The 16,477-nt window shown below is 62.0% G+C and carries 11 protein-coding genes, 4 tRNA genes and 1 pseudogene; 2 read left to right on the plus strand and 14 right to left on the minus strand.

What is annotated here, in order from left to right:
• Positions 1 to 269: 269 nt before the first annotated feature.
• From rplL to PL79_RS35525, 11 genes are all read right to left on the minus strand, one after another.
• Positions 270 to 644 (minus strand): 50S ribosomal protein L7/L12, encoded by a 375-nt coding sequence (gene rplL / locus PL79_RS35475; RefSeq protein ID WP_021161757.1) that lies wholly within the window; start codon positions 642 to 644, stop codon positions 270 to 272.
• 63 nt (positions 645 to 707) lie between these two features.
• Entirely contained in the window at positions 708 to 1,205 is a 498-nt protein-coding gene (gene rplJ, locus PL79_RS35480) for a 50S ribosomal protein L10 (RefSeq protein WP_021161756.1), read from the minus strand.
• Between the two features lie 308 nt (positions 1,206 to 1,513).
• A complete protein-coding gene (gene rplA / locus PL79_RS35485; RefSeq protein WP_044849038.1) occupies positions 1,514 to 2,209 on the minus strand; it encodes a 50S ribosomal protein L1 in 696 nt (231 codons plus the stop codon).
• Complete coding sequence (gene rplK / locus PL79_RS35490; protein WP_006400671.1) at positions 2,210 to 2,641, minus strand: 50S ribosomal protein L11; 432 nt, start codon at positions 2,639 to 2,641, stop codon at positions 2,210 to 2,212. It lies immediately after the preceding gene.
• 140 nt (positions 2,642 to 2,781) lie between these two features.
• Positions 2,782 to 3,339 (minus strand): transcription termination/antitermination protein NusG, encoded by a 558-nt coding sequence (nusG, locus tag PL79_RS35495; protein ID WP_006400672.1) that lies wholly within the window; start codon positions 3,337 to 3,339, stop codon positions 2,782 to 2,784.
• Position 3,340: 1 nt separating this feature from the next.
• Entirely contained in the window at positions 3,341 to 3,721 is a 381-nt protein-coding gene (secE, locus tag PL79_RS35500; protein ID WP_006482892.1) for a preprotein translocase subunit SecE, read from the minus strand.
• A 42-nt stretch (positions 3,722 to 3,763) separates the two neighbouring features.
• Positions 3,764 to 3,839, minus strand: a tRNA-Trp gene (locus PL79_RS35505).
• Positions 3,840 to 3,898: 59 nt separating this feature from the next.
• Positions 3,899 to 5,089: an elongation factor Tu gene (gene tuf / locus PL79_RS35510; protein WP_006482910.1), complete on the minus strand. Its 1,191-nt coding sequence runs from the start codon at positions 5,087 to 5,089 to the stop codon at positions 3,899 to 3,901.
• 65 nt (positions 5,090 to 5,154) lie between these two features.
• A tRNA-Thr gene (locus PL79_RS35515) sits at positions 5,155 to 5,229 on the minus strand.
• Positions 5,230 to 5,254: 25 nt separating this feature from the next.
• Positions 5,255 to 5,328, minus strand: a tRNA-Gly gene (locus tag PL79_RS35520).
• Between the two features lie 43 nt (positions 5,329 to 5,371).
• Positions 5,372 to 5,457: transfer RNA gene (locus PL79_RS35525), tRNA-Tyr, on the minus strand.
• Positions 5,458 to 6,428: 971 nt separating this feature from the next.
• On the opposite strand from PL79_RS35525, the gene PL79_RS35530 reads away from it, so the two are divergent.
• Positions 6,429 to 6,659 (plus strand): hypothetical protein, encoded by a 231-nt coding sequence (locus PL79_RS35530; protein ID WP_135801207.1) that lies wholly within the window; start codon positions 6,429 to 6,431, stop codon positions 6,657 to 6,659.
• Positions 6,660 to 7,801: 1,142 nt separating this feature from the next.
• Here the strand turns inward: PL79_RS35530 and PL79_RS35540 are convergent.
• Positions 7,802 to 11,236: pseudogene (locus PL79_RS35540) on the minus strand (DUF6531 domain-containing protein); the annotation flags it as partial.
• A gap of 49 nt (positions 11,237 to 11,285) precedes the next feature.
• A complete protein-coding gene (locus tag PL79_RS35545; RefSeq protein WP_044845937.1) occupies positions 11,286 to 14,465 on the minus strand; it encodes a type VI secretion system Vgr family protein in 3,180 nt (1,059 codons plus the stop codon).
• Between the two features lie 361 nt (positions 14,466 to 14,826).
• Here PL79_RS35545 and PL79_RS35550 point away from each other — a divergent pair, with 361 nt between their 5' ends.
• The gene (locus PL79_RS35550) at positions 14,827 to 15,627 is read left to right on the plus strand and encodes a cystine ABC transporter substrate-binding protein (RefSeq protein WP_044845938.1); all 801 of its coding nucleotides are present in this window, start codon (positions 14,827 to 14,829) and stop codon (positions 15,625 to 15,627) included.
• Between the two features lie 79 nt (positions 15,628 to 15,706).
• Here the strand turns inward: PL79_RS35550 and PL79_RS35555 are convergent, their stop codons facing one another.
• Positions 15,707 to 15,910 (minus strand): hypothetical protein, encoded by a 204-nt coding sequence (locus tag PL79_RS35555; RefSeq protein ID WP_044845939.1) that lies wholly within the window; start codon positions 15,908 to 15,910, stop codon positions 15,707 to 15,709.
• Positions 15,911 to 16,477 lie beyond the last annotated feature (567 nt).

The raw sequence follows: 16,477 nt of genomic DNA on the forward strand, positions 1-16,477 counted from the left end.
CGAGAAGCTTGGTGGTTGGCCGCTACCAACCGCTGGCTGACGGCAGCGGATGCCTGTGTTGCCCGCTACCCGACCAAACTTGCCTTCTGCAGTCGCTTCAGAAGACAAAGAGAAACGCCAATCGATGCATTGACAACGATTCGGCGGTTTTCTTTGGCTTCTGGGGCCGATTATTCGGGCTCCCGAATGAGTGCCAGAATAACGTCCCCACAAAGCACAAAAAGGCCGGCGGTGAAAATACCGCCAGCCTTCGCACAGCGCGTCGAAACTTACTTGACTTCGACCTTCGCGCCTGCTTCTTCCAGCTTCTTCTTGGCTTCTTCAGCAGCAGCCTTGTCGACGCCTTCCTTGACAGCCTTCGGTGCGCCGTCAACGACGTCCTTCGCTTCCTTCAGGCCCAGGCCCGTCAGTTCGCGAACTGCCTTGATGACTGCAACCTTGTTGCTGCCTGCTTCAGCCAGAACGACCGTGAATTCGGTCTTTTCTTCTGCAGCAGCAGCAGCGCCGCCGCCTGCCGGGCCAGCGACTGCCACTGCAGCTGCCGACACGCCAAACTTCTCTTCGAACGCCTTGACCAGTTCGTTCAGTTCCAGAACGGTCATCCCTTCGACTGCTGCCAGGATGTCTTCTTTTGCGATTGCCATTTGAAATACTCCTAAATTGAATTCGGATACAGCCAGCGATCAGTAACGCTGATGCACGTTCGCTTACGCAGCTTCCGCTTGCTTCTTCTCGGCGAGCGCGGCCAGAGCACGCGCGAAGCCCGAAACAGGCGATTGCATAACGAACAGCAGCTTCGAGAGCAGTTCTTCACGGCTCGGGATGCTTGCCAGCGCTTGCACGCCAGCCTTGTCCATCACCTTGCCATCGAACGAACCAGCCTTGATGACCAACTTGTCATTGCTCTTGCTGAAGTCGTTGACGACCTTAGCAGCGGCAATTGCATCTTCCGAGATGCCGTAGATCAGCGGACCAGTCATCTGCTCTGCCAGCGGAGCAAACGGGGTACCTTCAACAGCGCGACGCGCCAGCGTGTTCTTCAACACGCGCAGGTAAACCTGTTGCTCACGCGCTTTCGCGCGCAGCTTGGTCAGATCGCCAACCGCAATTCCACGATACTCAGCCAGCACAACGGTCTGGGCCTTCGCGACTTGCGCGGAAACCTCAGCGACGACGGCTTGCTTGTCTTCTCTATTAAGCGGCACGGTTAGCCTCCAGAAACGATACGTTCGGCGCGGCCGGCATGGCCGAAACCTCACGTACCTCGTTCAACAACGGCGTCCGACCTCGTTAGGAGTATTTCCACCTCACGCCGTGAATCGCTTCACGACCTGCGGCTTCACCACTGCAAAACTTTTTCGGGTTCGCCATCTGCGTTGGCTTGAATTAAGGGATCGCCTGCCTGCTGCGTCCCACCAACGGTCTTTGATAACCGGTTGCCCGCCCAACTGCACGAACAACCGCCCAAAGCCCATGTAGGCCGCTTCGCGAACGAAGCGGCCCGAATACTTTCTTACGCTGCCAGCGTAGCCTGGTCGACACGCACGCCGACGCCCATCGTGCTCGACAGTGCGATCTTGCGCAGGTAGACGCCCTTGCTCGTTGCCGGCTTCGCCTTCTGCAGCGCTTCGATCAGCGCCGACAGGTTCGAACGCAGTGCGGTCGATTCGAACGATGCACGGCCGATGGTCGCGTGGATGATACCGGCCTTGTCGACACGGAATTGCACCTGACCAGCCTTCGCGTTCTTGACGGCGGTTGCGACGTCCGGCGTGACCGTGCCGACCTTCGGGTTCGGCATCAGGCCGCGCGGGCCGAGGATCTGACCGAGCGTACCGACGATACGCATCGTGTCCGGCGAAGCGATCACGATGTCGAAGTCCATCTGGCCAGCCTTGATCTGCTCAGCCAGGTCTTCCATACCGACGATTTCCGCGCCTGCTGCACGAGCCTGCTCGGCCTTCTCGCCTTGCGCGAACACGGCAACGCGAACCGACTTGCCCGTACCTGCCGGCAGAACGACCGAACCACGAACGACCTGGTCCGATTTCTTCGCATCGATGCCGAGCTGGACTGCGACGTCGATCGATTCGTTGAACTTCGCGCTCGCGCATTCCTTCACGAGTGCCAGTGCGTCTTCGATCGCGTACAGCTTCTGACGGTCGACCTTGGCGGCAAATGCCTGACGGCGCTTGGAGATCTTAGCCATTTACACGCCCTCCACAGTGATGCCCATCGAGCGTGCGCTACCAGCGATGGTGCGAACGGCTGCGTCCAGATCAGCTGCCGTAAGGTCCGGCATCTTGGTCTTCGCGATTTCTTCGGCTTGAGCGCGCGTGATCGAACCGACCTTGTCGGTGTGCGGCTTGCTCGAGCCCTTGTCCACCTTCGCCGCCTTCTTGATCAGGACGGTTGCCGGCGGCGTCTTCATCACGAACGTGAAGCTCTTGTCAGCGTATGCCGTGATGACCACCGGCACCGGCAGACCCGGCTCCATGCCTTGAGTCTGCGCGTTGAACGCCTTGCAGAACTCCATGATGTTCAGGCCGCGCTGGCCCAGTGCCGGACCGACCGGCGGCGACGGGTTGGCTTTACCTGCAGGAATCTGCAGCTTGATAAAGCCGACAATCTTCTTTGCCATTTGTAAACCTCGTTGGAACGCCAGACGGCGTTCGGTGAGTGATAACGCGCGTTCGCCGCTGGCTACTGACGCTCCTCAACGGCCATAACGCGGACCGTAAGCGCGAAGGTGGGCAGCCGAGGCTGCCCACCGAATCGGGATCAAACTTTTTCGACCTGGCCGAACTCGAGTTCGACCGGAGTGGATCGGCCAAAGATCGTGACCGACACACGCACGCGCGATTTTTCGTAGTTGACTTCTTCGACCGTGCCGTTGAAGTCCGTGAACGGGCCTTCCTTGACACGCACCATCTCGCCAACTTCGAACAGGGTCTTCGGGCGCGGCTTCTCGACGCCTTCCTGCATCTGCGACATGATCTTTTCGACTTCCTTCGGGGAAATCGGAGTCGGGCGGTTACGCGCACCGCCGACGAAACCCGTGACCTTCGCCGTGTTCTTCACGAGGTGCCACGTTTCGTCCGTCATTTCCATTTCCACCAGCACGTAGCCGGGGAAGAAACGACGCTCGGTTACTGCCTTGTGGCCACCTTTGACTTCGACCACTTCTTCGGTCGGAACCAGGATCTGACCGAATTTATCCTGCATGCCAGCACGTTCGATGCGCTCCTGAAGCGCACGCTGCACGCTCTTCTCCATACCGGAGTAGGCGTGCACGACGTACCAACGCTTTCCGCTCGGGGATGCCGGAGTATCGCTCATATCATTTCCAACCCAGAATCGCCGAGAAAATCACCCATTCGATCGATTTGTCACTCAACCAGAGGAAAATCGCCATCACGAGCACGAAACCGAACACGACGAGTGTGGTTTGCGTTGCTTCCTTGCGGGTGGGCCAAACGACCTTGCGGACTTCCTTGTACGAGTCCTTGGCAAACGCGATGAGGCTCTTGCCAGGTGCGGACATCAGGCCGACGGCCACGCCGGCGATGATACCTACCGCCAATGCGGCACCGCGGACATACCACTGCTGGTTGGCCAGCCAGAAGAAGCCCACGAATCCGGCCAAGACCAGCAATACGCCCAGGGCCAGCATCAGCTTATCGCCGGAGGTATTTACAGTTTCGACGGATGGATTCGCCATAACACCTTAAAACAAATGCCACGTGGGACACGTGGCGATTTTTGGCAGGGGCAGAGGGAATCGAACCCCCAACCTTCGGTTTTGGAGACCGACGCTCTGCCAGTTGAGCTATACCCCTAAACCATGCTGGGGCTGGCTGTTGCCAGCCCCAAAACTGTCGATCAACGAATAACTGGCTTACTCGATGATCTTGGCGACGACGCCGGCGCCGACGGTACGGCCGCCTTCGCGGATTGCGAAGCGCAGACCTTCTTCCATCGCGATCGGAGCGATCAGCTTCACCGTGATCGACACGTTGTCGCCCGGCATCACCATTTCCTTGTCCTTCGGCAGCTCGATCGAGCCCGTCACGTCCGTCGTACGGAAGTAGAACTGCGGACGGTAGTTGTTGAAGAACGGCGTGTGACGGCCGCCTTCGTCCTTGCTCAGCACGTACACTTCAGCCGTGAAGTGCGTGTGCGGCGTGATCGAACCCGGCTTCGCCAGAACCTGGCCACGCTCCACGTCTTCACGCTTCGTGCCGCGCAGCAGGATACCGACGTTGTCGCCTGCCTGACCTTGGTCCAGCAGCTTGCGGAACATTTCAACGCCCGTGCAGGTCGTCTTCACCGTCGGCTTGATACCGACGATTTCGATTTCTTCGCCGACCTTCACGATGCCGCGTTCGACACGACCCGTCACCACCGTACCACGGCCCGAGATCGAGAACACGTCTTCCACCGGCATCAGGAACGCGCCGTCAACTGCACGCTCCGGCGTCGGGATGTACGTGTCCAGCGCATCTGCCAGGCTCATGATCGCCACTTCGCCCAGCTCGCCCGTGTCGCCTTCCAGCGCCAGCTTGGCCGAACCCTTCACGATCGGCGTGTCGTCGCCCGGGAAGTCGTACTTCGACAGGAGCTCGCGAACTTCCATCTCGACCAGCTCGAGCAGTTCAGCGTCGTCCACCATGTCGCACTTGTTCAGGAACACGATGATGTACGGAACGCCAACCTGACGTGCCAGCAGGATGTGCTCACGCGTCTGCGGCATCGGGCCGTCTGCTGCCGAGCAAACCAGGATCGCGCCGTCCATCTGTGCCGCGCCCGTGATCATGTTCTTCACATAGTCAGCGTGGCCCGGGCAGTCGACGTGTGCGTAGTGGCGGTTAGCCGTTTCGTACTCGACGTGTGCCGTGTTGATCGTGATGCCGCGCGCCTTTTCTTCCGGTGCCGCGTCGATCTGGTCGTAAGCCTTCGCTTCGCCGCCGAACTTCTTCGTCAGCACCGTCGTGATCGCTGCCGTCAGCGTCGTCTTGCCGTGGTCAACGTGACCAATCGTACCAACGTTGACGTGCGGCTTGGTCCGCTCAAACTTTTCCTTGGCCATTTTCAACTCCCGAAAGGAATTTCACATGTTGCGCCGCGCGCAAACAGACACTGACTTTTTACTGCTGGTGCCCATGGGCAGGATCGAACTGCCGACCTCTCCCTTACCAAGGGAGTGCTCTACCACTGAGCCACATGGGCGGTATTACGCTTCAACTACACGGACTGGAGCGGGTGAAGGGAATCGAACCCTCGTCGTAAGCTTGGAAGGCTTCTGCTCTACCATTGAGCTACACCCGCACGGGCCACTAACGATTCCCTACCGCTCTCTGCGCTGATGTTCTGGTGGAGGAGGTTGGATTCGAACCAACGTAGGCGTAAGCCAACAGATTTACAGTCTGCCCCCTTTAGCCACTCGGGCACCCCTCCGTAGAGAACTGACGATTATGGGGGTGCATCGCACTCTTGTCAAGTACATCCGGAAGATTATTTTCATTCTCTTCCAGCGCACCCTGGCGACTCACCCGACACCCGCGCTCACCCGGCTGAGGCAAGCACAAGAGGATCGCCGATCGGCGCCCACATCTTCGTCAGACTCCGTCTTCAGCTTCGATTTGCATCTTCGCTGAAAACGAAAGACCGCCATGATACGACCTCTCACGCATAATGCCAAGCGGGTAAACGCAAAAAATTTGCAATTTCCATGCCGGAGGAATCTGCAAGGCTTCCGACGCGAGCCCAGGGGGTAGGTTGATTAATGGCGACACATCAGCACCCCGCCAAACCCGGGACAACCGGCTTCTGCGCGCAAGGGTTTCCGGCAAACGGGGTGCCGAAGCCGGATTCCAGGGAAAGCGTCGCCGTTCCCGCTTGCTCCGTTGCGACACCGGAATCGAACCCGGAAAGCACCTAGGGGCCATCTTCGCCCCCTCCCCTCATCACCACTGACGGAAGGCACGCGCGGTACCATCCCGTGTCCCGCGATCATGCCGACCGCTCTCCCGTTTCCCTGCCTCCACGCGATACCCTGTCGTCCGTCTTGCCTTCGCACTGGTCTTTGCTTCCTCCGTGGCACATGCGGGCAACATCGACAACGCGTGGTGCAGCACGGGAAGGAATCGCGGCAGTCCGAGAGCCGACGCTTTCCGGGCACCACACCGCCAGGCGCGCGAAAGGCGCCGCGGCTCGCGCGACGCATGAGACTTTAAAACCGGCCGTCGACGCCGGCTGCTTGTTGGCCACCAGCACGCGGCGACGCCCGCGAGTCGCGACTCCGGAAGCGATCGCGTACGCGTGGTTGCCGAACGAGCGTCAACCTACGTTATCGCGGCTGATAGCGACGCTGGCACCTTGCGAGAAGGTCCAACAGCTCGGCCTGCCTAGATGTCTTGGTGCCGCTGATGCGCGACGATCTGCGCCCGCACGCCTGCTGCCACATCGCTTGCGTGTCGCCGTCGCTGCGAACGTTCAGCAGTGCAGCGCGCCTTGTGTCGAACCGTCCTTCGTGCAAGCCGACCACCATGAATGTCTGGGCGGCCTATCGCGGCGAGGCTGCGCTGTACACGCGCCATCCGACGTGTGGATACGAATGGAACCTCGTTCAGTCAAGCGCGGAGCTGCATCGGCTTTGACCGGGGCGCCTGTACGTCGCCCCGTACGAACCAGGCGGCAGGGAAGCCGACATTCAACGCGGGTTCGTCGACATCGACTACTCACTGCCCGGCGATGCTCATGTCGACCCGGAGCCATGGCAGTAGCACGATCCGCCGATTCGCCCGATCGAGCGCTTGGCACGGGGTAGTCCAAGCACTGCATGCACGGTGCGGTCGTCCGGCGTCAACGCGGACGGTACGCATTTCGGATTGATGGGCGAAGGCCGCCACTATTTCGGGGGCACCGTCTATTCGCTCGTCGAAGAAATTCGCCTCCGCGACGCCTTCGCGCCGACGGAAGGCCTCATGGCGCATATGCCGACGGGCGCGCGATCTCGGCCTCGCGCTGTCGCCGAGGCAGCCGTGGATTTGCCCTGAAACGCGCCAATCACACACCAGCAACCTCGAAACGGAATCGACGACGTTGGGCAGAGATAACCGATATACACCAATTAATAGCCCGAGATAATGGACTCCGATTTGCGATGGCTAGACTTGCCGTGCAATGTGCTCGAGGAGGTAAATAATGGGAGAACGAGCGGAGGCGCGATCACTTCGAGCATGACGCGGCCATCGGCGGCACCCCGGCGATTGACGGAGCCTTCGGCTGCGCGCAAGGGTGACCCCTGCCGCGCCCCTGGTCGGTTCATCACAGGATGGAAACCGCGCGGAGCTCGAAGCCAGTGGCAAGCGAGATGATAGACGTGGTAGATCTCGCTGCGCGGGTTCGATGCAGTCAACGATGATGAGGAGCAGGATGCGTCAATGAGCCGCCATCTGCTCAAACAATTCGGCGCCGATCAGACTCTCGCGCTGCGAGCGGTGCAAGACTGGCCGCCCTGGCCGCGGAGTTACCGGCAGCAGCGGGGTCGAGCCACTCGTCCATTCGCGACACGGCGCGCGGCGTACATGAAAGTCCCGCCCGACTAGCCAGCCAGCCAGCCAGCCAGCCAGCCAGCTTGCTTGCTTGCTTGCTTGCTTGCTTGCTTGCTTGCTTGCTTGCTTGCGCCGCCGCCGCCAACGCCCGGCGGTGATTGCACATTTCTGCGCTGCAAATGCAAAAACCCCCGCCTTTCGGGCGGGGGTTTTTGGCTTAGGGAGCCTGACGATTACCTACTTTCCCGCACCGGGCTCGAACGGGAGGCCGGCGTTTCGGTGGATCGCACCGGATCGATGATGTTGCTCGCCGGATCGAACGCAAATCGCTCCTTCGCGACCGGACTGATCGCCTCGATCAGCCGCCCGACCGGATCGTATCGATAGTCCGTCCCGCCCTTGCGACTGTCCTCGATCCGCGACAATTGCCCGGCCGCGTCATAGCGATACCGCCGCTCGGCGAGCGGCGCGGGCGATGTCGATCGCTGGATCGTCTGCTGCAGTACGCGTCCTGCCGGGTCGTAATGCGTGCGCTGTCCGACCTTGCTGGACAACACGCGTACCGTCTCGCGATGCAGGTCATCGCGCTCGAATTGCACACGCTCCTCGCCATCGAGCAGCATCCCGTGCACATGCCCCGAGCCATACATCAGCCAGTCAACCGCATGCCCATCCGGCCGCACGGTACGTCGTCGGTTGCCGAGTTCGTCGTATTCGTGGTGCCAGACGTAGCTACGCCGCTCGCCGAACAAATCGTACGCGTGATGTTCGCGCACCAGATTGCCGACCGGATCGAAGAAGAACTGCACGCGGCTGTAGCGGTTCACCGCGTCGATCAGCCTGCCGCTCGGGTCGTAGGCGAACCGTTCCTCGCTTTCGCCCGCGATGCGCTTCATCAGACGGCCGTTCGCGTCGACGTCGATCGACGTCACACAACCCGCTTCATCGACCGAAACAAGGCTGCCGCTGTCCGGGTCGTATCGATAACGCGTCGACTTGCCGTCAAAACCGATTTCCTCGATCAACCGCCCCGCCGGATCGTAGCGGAACTGATACGTCGCAAAATTAGCATCGGTCAGCGCGGTCAAGCGGCCGAGACGGTCGTAGCGATACGCAATCGTCTGCCCGAGCGCATCCGCGCGGCTCGCAATACGACCCGCTGCATCGTAGCCGTATCGGGTCAATCGATTGAGTTGATCCGTATGCCGCAACAACCGACCTTCAGCGTCGTATTGCACGTGCTCGACACCCGCCGGCGAACGCGTCTCCGTCAATTGGCCGTTCGGGCCATAACCATAGGCAACCACGCCACCGGACGCGTCCTTTGTCTCGATCACGCGGCCGATATCGTCGTACCGCCACTCCGTCTTCTTTCCGGAGCAGTCCGTGTAGCTCGTCAATTGCCCGGCGTCGTTGTATCCAAGCGCCTTCGAGCCGCCCTTCGCATCCGTGATCTGCGTAGGCAGCCCCTTGTCGTTGTAGGCGTACTTCGTCGCATGCTCGAGCGGATCGATTTCCTCGACGAGATTGCCCGCATCGTCGTACTTGCGCTGCCACACATGGCCGTTCGGATCGACGAGCCGGATCATCCGATCCTTGCCGTCGTATGCCATCTCGACGATGCTGCCGTCCGCGCGCTCGTGCCATGTCCGGTTGCCACGTGCGTCATAACGCATCTGCTCGATGCTGCCGTCCTGCAGAATGTGCAGCGTCAGATTGTTATGCTCGTCGCGCCGGAACCATTCCTCGCTGCCGTCCGGATAGGCGATTCGATAAACGTATCCCTTGATGTTGAAGTAATAGCGTGACATCTGACCGAGCGCATCGGTCACGTAGGTCAGCCGAATGTTCGGATGCCATGCAAGGCGGATATCGAGGCTGCCGTCGTCCGCGTACTCGCGCACACATTTCGCGTTCGCGTTGTCTTCAGCGTCCGCGCCGTCCCATTCGAGCGTCATCCCGCGGCCGGTGCGATCGGTATAGCGCGTCACGAGATGACGGTGGTACTGATAGCTCCACGCGTTGCCATACCGGTCGGTTGCGCGCACGAGGTCGCCCGCTTCGTCATAGGCGTAACTCGCAAGCGTACGGCGCTTTCCATCGTCGAGCACCTGCTCGATCAGCACGATCCGGCCTTGCTTGTCGTGCTCGAACGACAGCACGTTGCCGCTCGCATCGATCAGGCGTGCCACGCGGTCGAGTGCGTCGTAATCGAGCGTGATCGTATTGCCCACACGGTCCTTCTGCATCGCCAGCCGGAACGCATTGCCGCGCCGTTCATACACGTGAAGCTCGTCGTGGCCGTATGCGATCGCGGCCCACGTCTCGTCCAGACGCGTCAGCGTCAGGTTTTCCGCGAGATCGTCATGCACACCTCCGGCTGCAAGCGCTCGATATTCGATGCTGCGCCCGCTGGCATCGCGAAAGAACCATGTATCGCCTTCGACATCGATGCGCGTCGTGTACGGCGTGAGCCACCGCGCGCCAAGTTCCCCGTTGTCGTATGCGGAAAGGCGCGACCGGTACGTGCGCGCCCAGACGAGCGGCAGTGCGCCGGGCAGTTCAAAGTCCGTGTGAGTGAAAGTCTCATCGCCGAAAGCAAAATCGATCGACCCGGTTGACGCGCCAATTCCGCAACTTTTACAAGGACTCTGGCCGGCACCTTCCGCATGCGCCTGCTGTCCGATCGCACCCGCCGGCTCCTGAGGACGATCGTGCTGCGCGCGCCCCTTGCCGCCGGGCGGCACGTCGGCGGTCTTTTCGTGAAGCTTCCCGCGTGCGCGCACCCTTGCCACGGCCTCGATCACTTGCGCGATCAGCCACAGCATCTTGCCTTCTTCGCTGCCGTTCAGATCGCGGATCGCCTTCGCGACTTTCGGCGCCTCGTCCTTCAGGAACGCGACGATATCGCGGAACGGTTGCAGCCACGAATCCGGAGCAAGCTTCGCAGCGGTCCCGACCGTCGCGTTCCCGGCTTCCTTCCCCAACGCGATCGAACCTTCGTAACCGTACTCGATCGCATCAACCACCAGCATCGGGTTGTACCAGGACCGCTTGTCCATCTTCCGGGCGATCTGCGCAGTACGACGCACGTTGGCGCTGCTGTCGAAAATTTGCCCTTTGAGGGCGAGTTCCAGCCCGGTAGCAATACCGAGCATCAACTCCTGCGCCTTATGCGCGCAGTCGTTCAGCAGTTCGACAAGAACGTCCTGCAGGGTCTTCAGGAAGTTCTCGATTTCGGTCGCGGCCGCGGCGTTGACATGCGTGACGAGCACCGAAATGAGCGCCGCGCCGAGATTGCCGCGAGACACCAGCAATTGATTGCGCACGAGCGCCAGCAGCGGCCGTGCCGACAGTCGAAACGATGCCAGCGGCGGCGGAACCGGAATGACGCCGATCAGGTTGATCGCAAGCCCAAGGTAATCGAGCAGATTGGCGTGGCGCTTCTCGACGATCATCACGATGTCGCACACCGCATCGTAAAACGCCATCAGGTTGCCGATGATCGGCACCGCGCTTGCGAAGGTCTTGAGACCCTCGAACGAAATGTGATTGCCGCTGATCTTGAGCAGCCACTTGTTGAAACGGTCGCCTCCCGCCGCTACATCTTTCGGCGAAATATCGCTGAGCCAGGAAACGGCCTGTTCCTTCTCGGCGCCCGGTGGAAGTTGTTGTGCCATGTCGTTGTTCGTTCAATTCGTTTTTTCAAGACGCTGACGAGCCGCCCTCTCAGGATTTCAGCGGTCCGCCGAACCCGCTCGTCGGAAGCTTCATGCCGGTCGCACCGGCGGCTGACGCCACCGTCGTAGCACCCTTTCCGGCGACACCGGCGACACCAGGTAGCGCGCCCTGCAGCGCACCGGATGCCGCCTTCGCAGCCGGCGCGGCCAGCGCCGCGAGCCCACCTTGGCGAGCTGCCTGCACCATCCCGGCCACCTGCTTCGCGGCACTGCCCAGGCTCGATGCCGTCTGTAGCGCGGAAACAGCGCCTGCCCCACCCAGCGCACTTGCGGCAGCCGGCAATGCGGAACTCGCCAGTCCGCCCAACGCAGCACCGGCTCCACCTCCGCTCGCAAGCCCCATCGCAGCCGTCGTCGCCGCAGGCGCCATCCCCTTCAACTGGCTCGCGAGCTGCTCCGTCGCCGCGGCTTGCGCCGCCTGCGGCGACGGCTCGACGGGCTCGACCGGCCACTGCGCCTGCTTGAAGTAATTTGCGGGTTGAGCCGACTCGCGCGGATCCTTCCCGAACTCGACACGCACCGCACCCGGCGGCAAACCGCTCACCGCCGTATAGCCGCTGTTGTCGAGCGCCCCTTTCTTCAGCACGGCGCCGTTCACGTCTCTCACCGTGAACAGGCCGCCCTTCACCGCCTCGCCGTTCACGTACTTGTGAAACAGCTCCAACTGCCCCGGCTGGTCCGGCCGCGGGCTCGGCAGCGGATAACCCATGCTCGCCGGCCCCGCGAACGTATGCGACGCGCCCTTCACATCGACCGCACCCGGCGTATGAATCTCGATGTTGCCGTCCTTGATGCGGATGTACCCGCCGCCACTCGTCAGCAGAATCCCCTGGTCGGCCGCGATCTCGATCCGGTCGGTTGCGGACACAACCTTCACCGCCTTCTGCGCGGTCACCTCGACGTTGTCCGACTGCGCCTGGATCTCGACCTTGCCCTTGCCGGCGAACAGCTTCATCCCCGCGTTCTGAACGAACAGGCTCAGCTTCTGCCCGATGCTGCCGATCAGCGACTTGCCCGCGGCGACGTGCACACTCTGTCCGCTCGCGACGTTCACGTGATCGTTCGCGACCACGTGCAGCGACTGCTGCGTCGACATCCCGATCCCGGACGGACTGCCGAACAGCATCACCGGCTCCTTGAACGCATTCGCGCTGCCCGTGCCGCCGCCTGCCGTGCGTCCGCCGGACGCGTTGCCCGACGCGCTGTCCTGCGTCGCGTCGGTGAACGCGCGCATCGTGTCGTGGGCTTCCTTGAGGCTTTCCGCCTGATGCTGCTCGCTCACGCCCGACATCGCCTCGACCAGGCTTTCGCCCGTCACCAGTTGCTGCTGCGCTTCCTTCACGTCGAGCGGCTGGCTGTTCGGCGCCTTCGGGTGCGTGGTCACGTACAGGCCCTGACTCGCCCGCACCGCGCCATACGCATCCGAACGCAGATCGAAGCCACTGCCCAGATACGACCCGCGCGAATTGCCGTTCTGGTCGATCAGGTAGCCCAGATGCAGCAGGCTGTTCGCGCTGCTACTCATCAGCTGCACGCGGTTCTGCCCGGTCGCGTCGTCCATCACGAGATGGTTGTAGCCGCTGCCCGAATACTCTTTCGATCGATACCCGGACAGAATCCCGTCGCTATGCCACTGCGGCTGGTTCGCGCCGTTGTACACGCGCCCGACTGCCAAAGGCCGGTCGCAATCGCCACCCACGTAGTCGATCAGCACTTCCTCGCCGATGCGCGGCACGTGCACGCCACCGTAACCGCCGCCGGTATCCGACTGCACGACGCGCACCCAGCACGACGCGTTCTCGTTGCCGGGGTTCAGACGATCCCATACGAACTGCACACGAATCCGGTTCAGCTCGTCCGTATAGACTTCCTCGCCCTGCGGCCCGACGACGATGGCCGTCTCGAGATGCATCTTCGGCTTCTCGTGCTCGAACGGGCTGCGATACGGCACGCTCACGCGCTGCGCTTCGACCTCGACGAGATAGAAGCCGACCGAGCCGTCGTCGTGCGGCACGCGGAACGCGGCGTCGGCACCGTAGCCCTCCTGCGCTTGCGTCAACGCGTCGCGCAGGCTGTACGGAAAGTCCGCGCTGCTGCTCGCGACGGGCAGGTTGTTCTCGATCCACCATTCGACGCCGATCGCCGCGAACTCGCGCTGGTCGGCCGGATCGCGATCGTGTTCGGGATGATCCGCCAGCGTAAAACGACGGCCGGCATCGATCGCGCGCACGCCGCCCGCGCCGTGGAAGCGCTTCGCTTGCGACTCCCATTCCTCCATCCGCAGCTTCGTCAGATGGTCGCCGCGCGTCTGGTCCAGATACGTGTACGCACCGGTGTACTCGTAGACTTCGAGCTGGTCGGGCAATTCGCCCTGGCCGCCCATCGTCGGCAGCGTCGTGCCCTTCGGGTTCGACGGTTGCGACGGATTCTTGTAGTCGAACGTGCGCGTCGTCCGGGTCACGCTCTGCAGCGTGCGCGAGCCCGACCATTGCGTGAACGCGTCGGCTTCGCTCGCCGCGCCGCCCCGATAGAAGCGCGCGGTCTCCGGCGACAGCGGCGCGAACGCCTGCAGGTTGTCGGTGATCACGAGCGTATGCGACTTGCCGTCGTCGGCCTGCTGCCATGTGCTGTAGAGGCCTTCGCTCTCCATCAGCCGATGCACGAAATGCCAGTCGGTGTCGTGCTGACGCGTGTATGAACGGCTCGGCAGCGGTTTCGACAGCGCGAAGCGGAAATGCCCCTGCGCCTGCGGATGCTGGTTCAGCACGTCGCTGATGATCTGGTCGACGGTCGTGTCGTTCCAGAGCCGCTGGTCTCGGCGAAACTTCAGGAAATGGGAGAAATCGGCGAACGTGAGCTGATAGGTCGTGAGCCCGCCGTCGGCGCCGAGGCGGCGCGCCGTGTGCACGTACCCGTTGATCGGCCGGTAGCTGCGATCGCCCTGCTGGATCCACAACGTGACCGGCTGCGCGATCAGCTTTTTAAGTTCCAGATCGCTGTCGATCGACAGCACATCGAGCGTGAATTCGTATGCGCGCCCGATGCGCGACCGGCCGACGGCCCGCTGCACGGTCAGCACGTTGGCGCCCAATGGCGTATCGAGCTTCAGCAGCCGGTCCTGCTGAAGCAACCCGCCGCGCAATGCGGCAACAGTGTTCTGCATGTTCATGGCAACGGCCTTTTCTTCTTTTGACGCGCCCTCGGATGGCGCGTGATGCGATTTTCGCTCGCGCGATTTTACAGACAAATTACTAGCCGACTCGGAAAATGACCTGATTTAAAAGAGTATTTTTTAATCGTTGGTCCGAACGTCCACGGCAAACCTTTCTAACGCTCGTCCAGCGCTCACGTGCCACGTCGTCACACAGCGCTGCCACCCCGCCGCCCGCTGAAATCGATTGCAATCAGGGCCAATTCGACTTCCGGCGCCGCCCGGTTGCGAGTAGTGTCTACGTGCCCGTCATTCGGCCCGGCCCGGGCACGATCGATGCCCGGTGCGCCATCACCACACTGAACACTGGAGATCCACGATGAAACGTTCGAAGTTCCTGCTATCTGGCCTGCTGCTCGCGTCGGCCCTCGGTTTCACGGCCGTCGCCGCGCACGCGGAAGACCTGCTCGACTCGGTGAAGAAAGCCGGTGTGCTGCGCGTCGGCCTCGAAGGCACGTATCCGCCGTTCAACTCGCGCGGCACGTCGGGTCAGCTCGAGGGCTTCGACGTCGACGTCGCGAATGCGGTTGCCGGCAAGCTCGGCGTGAAGACGCAGTTCGTCCCGACCGAATGGAGCGGGATCATCGCGGGGCTGCAGGCCGGCAAGTTCGACGTGATCGTCAACCAGGTCACGATCACGCCGCAGCGCAAGGAAGCGCTCGACTTCAGCGAGCCGTACACGTACTCGGCCGCGCAGCTGATCCAGCGCAAGGACGACACGCGCAACTTCAAGTCGCTCGAGGACTTCAAGGGCAAGAAGCTCGGCGTGACGCTCGGCACCAACTACGACCAGATGGCGCGCAGCGTGCCGGGCATCGAGGTGCAGACGTATCCTGGCGCACCGGAAAAGCTGCGTGATCTCGCGGCAGGCCGGATCGAGGCGACGCTCGACGACCGCCTGATGCTGCCGTACATGATCAAGACGTCGAACCTGCCGCTGCGCTCGGGCGCGGTGCTGAACGGCGGCAAGCAGGAGATGGCGATCCCGTTCCGCAAGGGCAATCCGAAGTTCGAGAAGGCGATCAACGATGCGCTGGAGTCGCTGCGCAAGGAAGGCACGTTGAAGAAGATCTCGATGCACTGGTTCGGCAGCGACGTGACGGTGCCGGTCGCGCAGTAAGCGGTTCGCCGCGCTTGCATTGCGTCACGTCACTCGCTGCGGCGAAGGCGTGACGCCTCTTCTCTCCCGCTCTCTTCGCTCAGGCCGCTTCGTCGAAGCGCGCGAGCAGCATCTGGCCGATCGGCGTCAGCGCCGGGCGCGCAGCCACCTCGTTCACGCGTACCTGCGTATCGTCGACGAGCCGCTTTTCGACGAGCACGGCGAACGCGGGGTTCGCCAGGTCGACGCTGTCCGGTGCGCGGGCTATGCGCAGCAGCATCGAGAATTCATGCGGACTCAACATGGTCCTTGTCTCCTGATCGTCCGCGATCCGGTTCGAACGGCGTCGATCGTGTTTTCGAATGGAATGGTGCGAGGCATAGTCGATGCGCTGCCGGGAGCGAGACCCCGGTTGACCGTTGCGCAACGCGGGCACGGCGTCGCGTGCGGGTCACGCACGCCCGGATCGCGACGGTGGCGCCGCGGCGGGAACGTGCAACGTTAGGGGCGCAGCGTGACGCGGGCGTGACAGGGAAAGGGGGGCGCAACGATGTGCGATGCGCGCTCGGATTGCCAGCGCAGCGCACGTCGTGCGGATCGGGGCGGGAGCGCAGGCATCTTCAGCCTCGATGGCGATGCCTGTGGCCGAGCTGGATTGACGTGCCATGCGGTCGAGACGTTAGCCTCCATTGCCCATGCGCCTCAAAATTCTCCCCTTCAAACTTCTAGCACTCCAACCAATATCGGCACGATTCCGCTGACGCGATACGCAGCGTTCGTCGCTCGAAATCGAACCGTCTCTCGCAGCGCCCCCCGCCCCAGGAATCTTCGCCTCACCTCGTCTGCCGTTTGGTCAGGGTTTCTATACCGA

This window comes from Burkholderia sp. USMB20, from assembly GCF_000949135.2.
Taxonomy (GTDB): domain Bacteria; phylum Pseudomonadota; class Gammaproteobacteria; order Burkholderiales; family Burkholderiaceae; genus Burkholderia.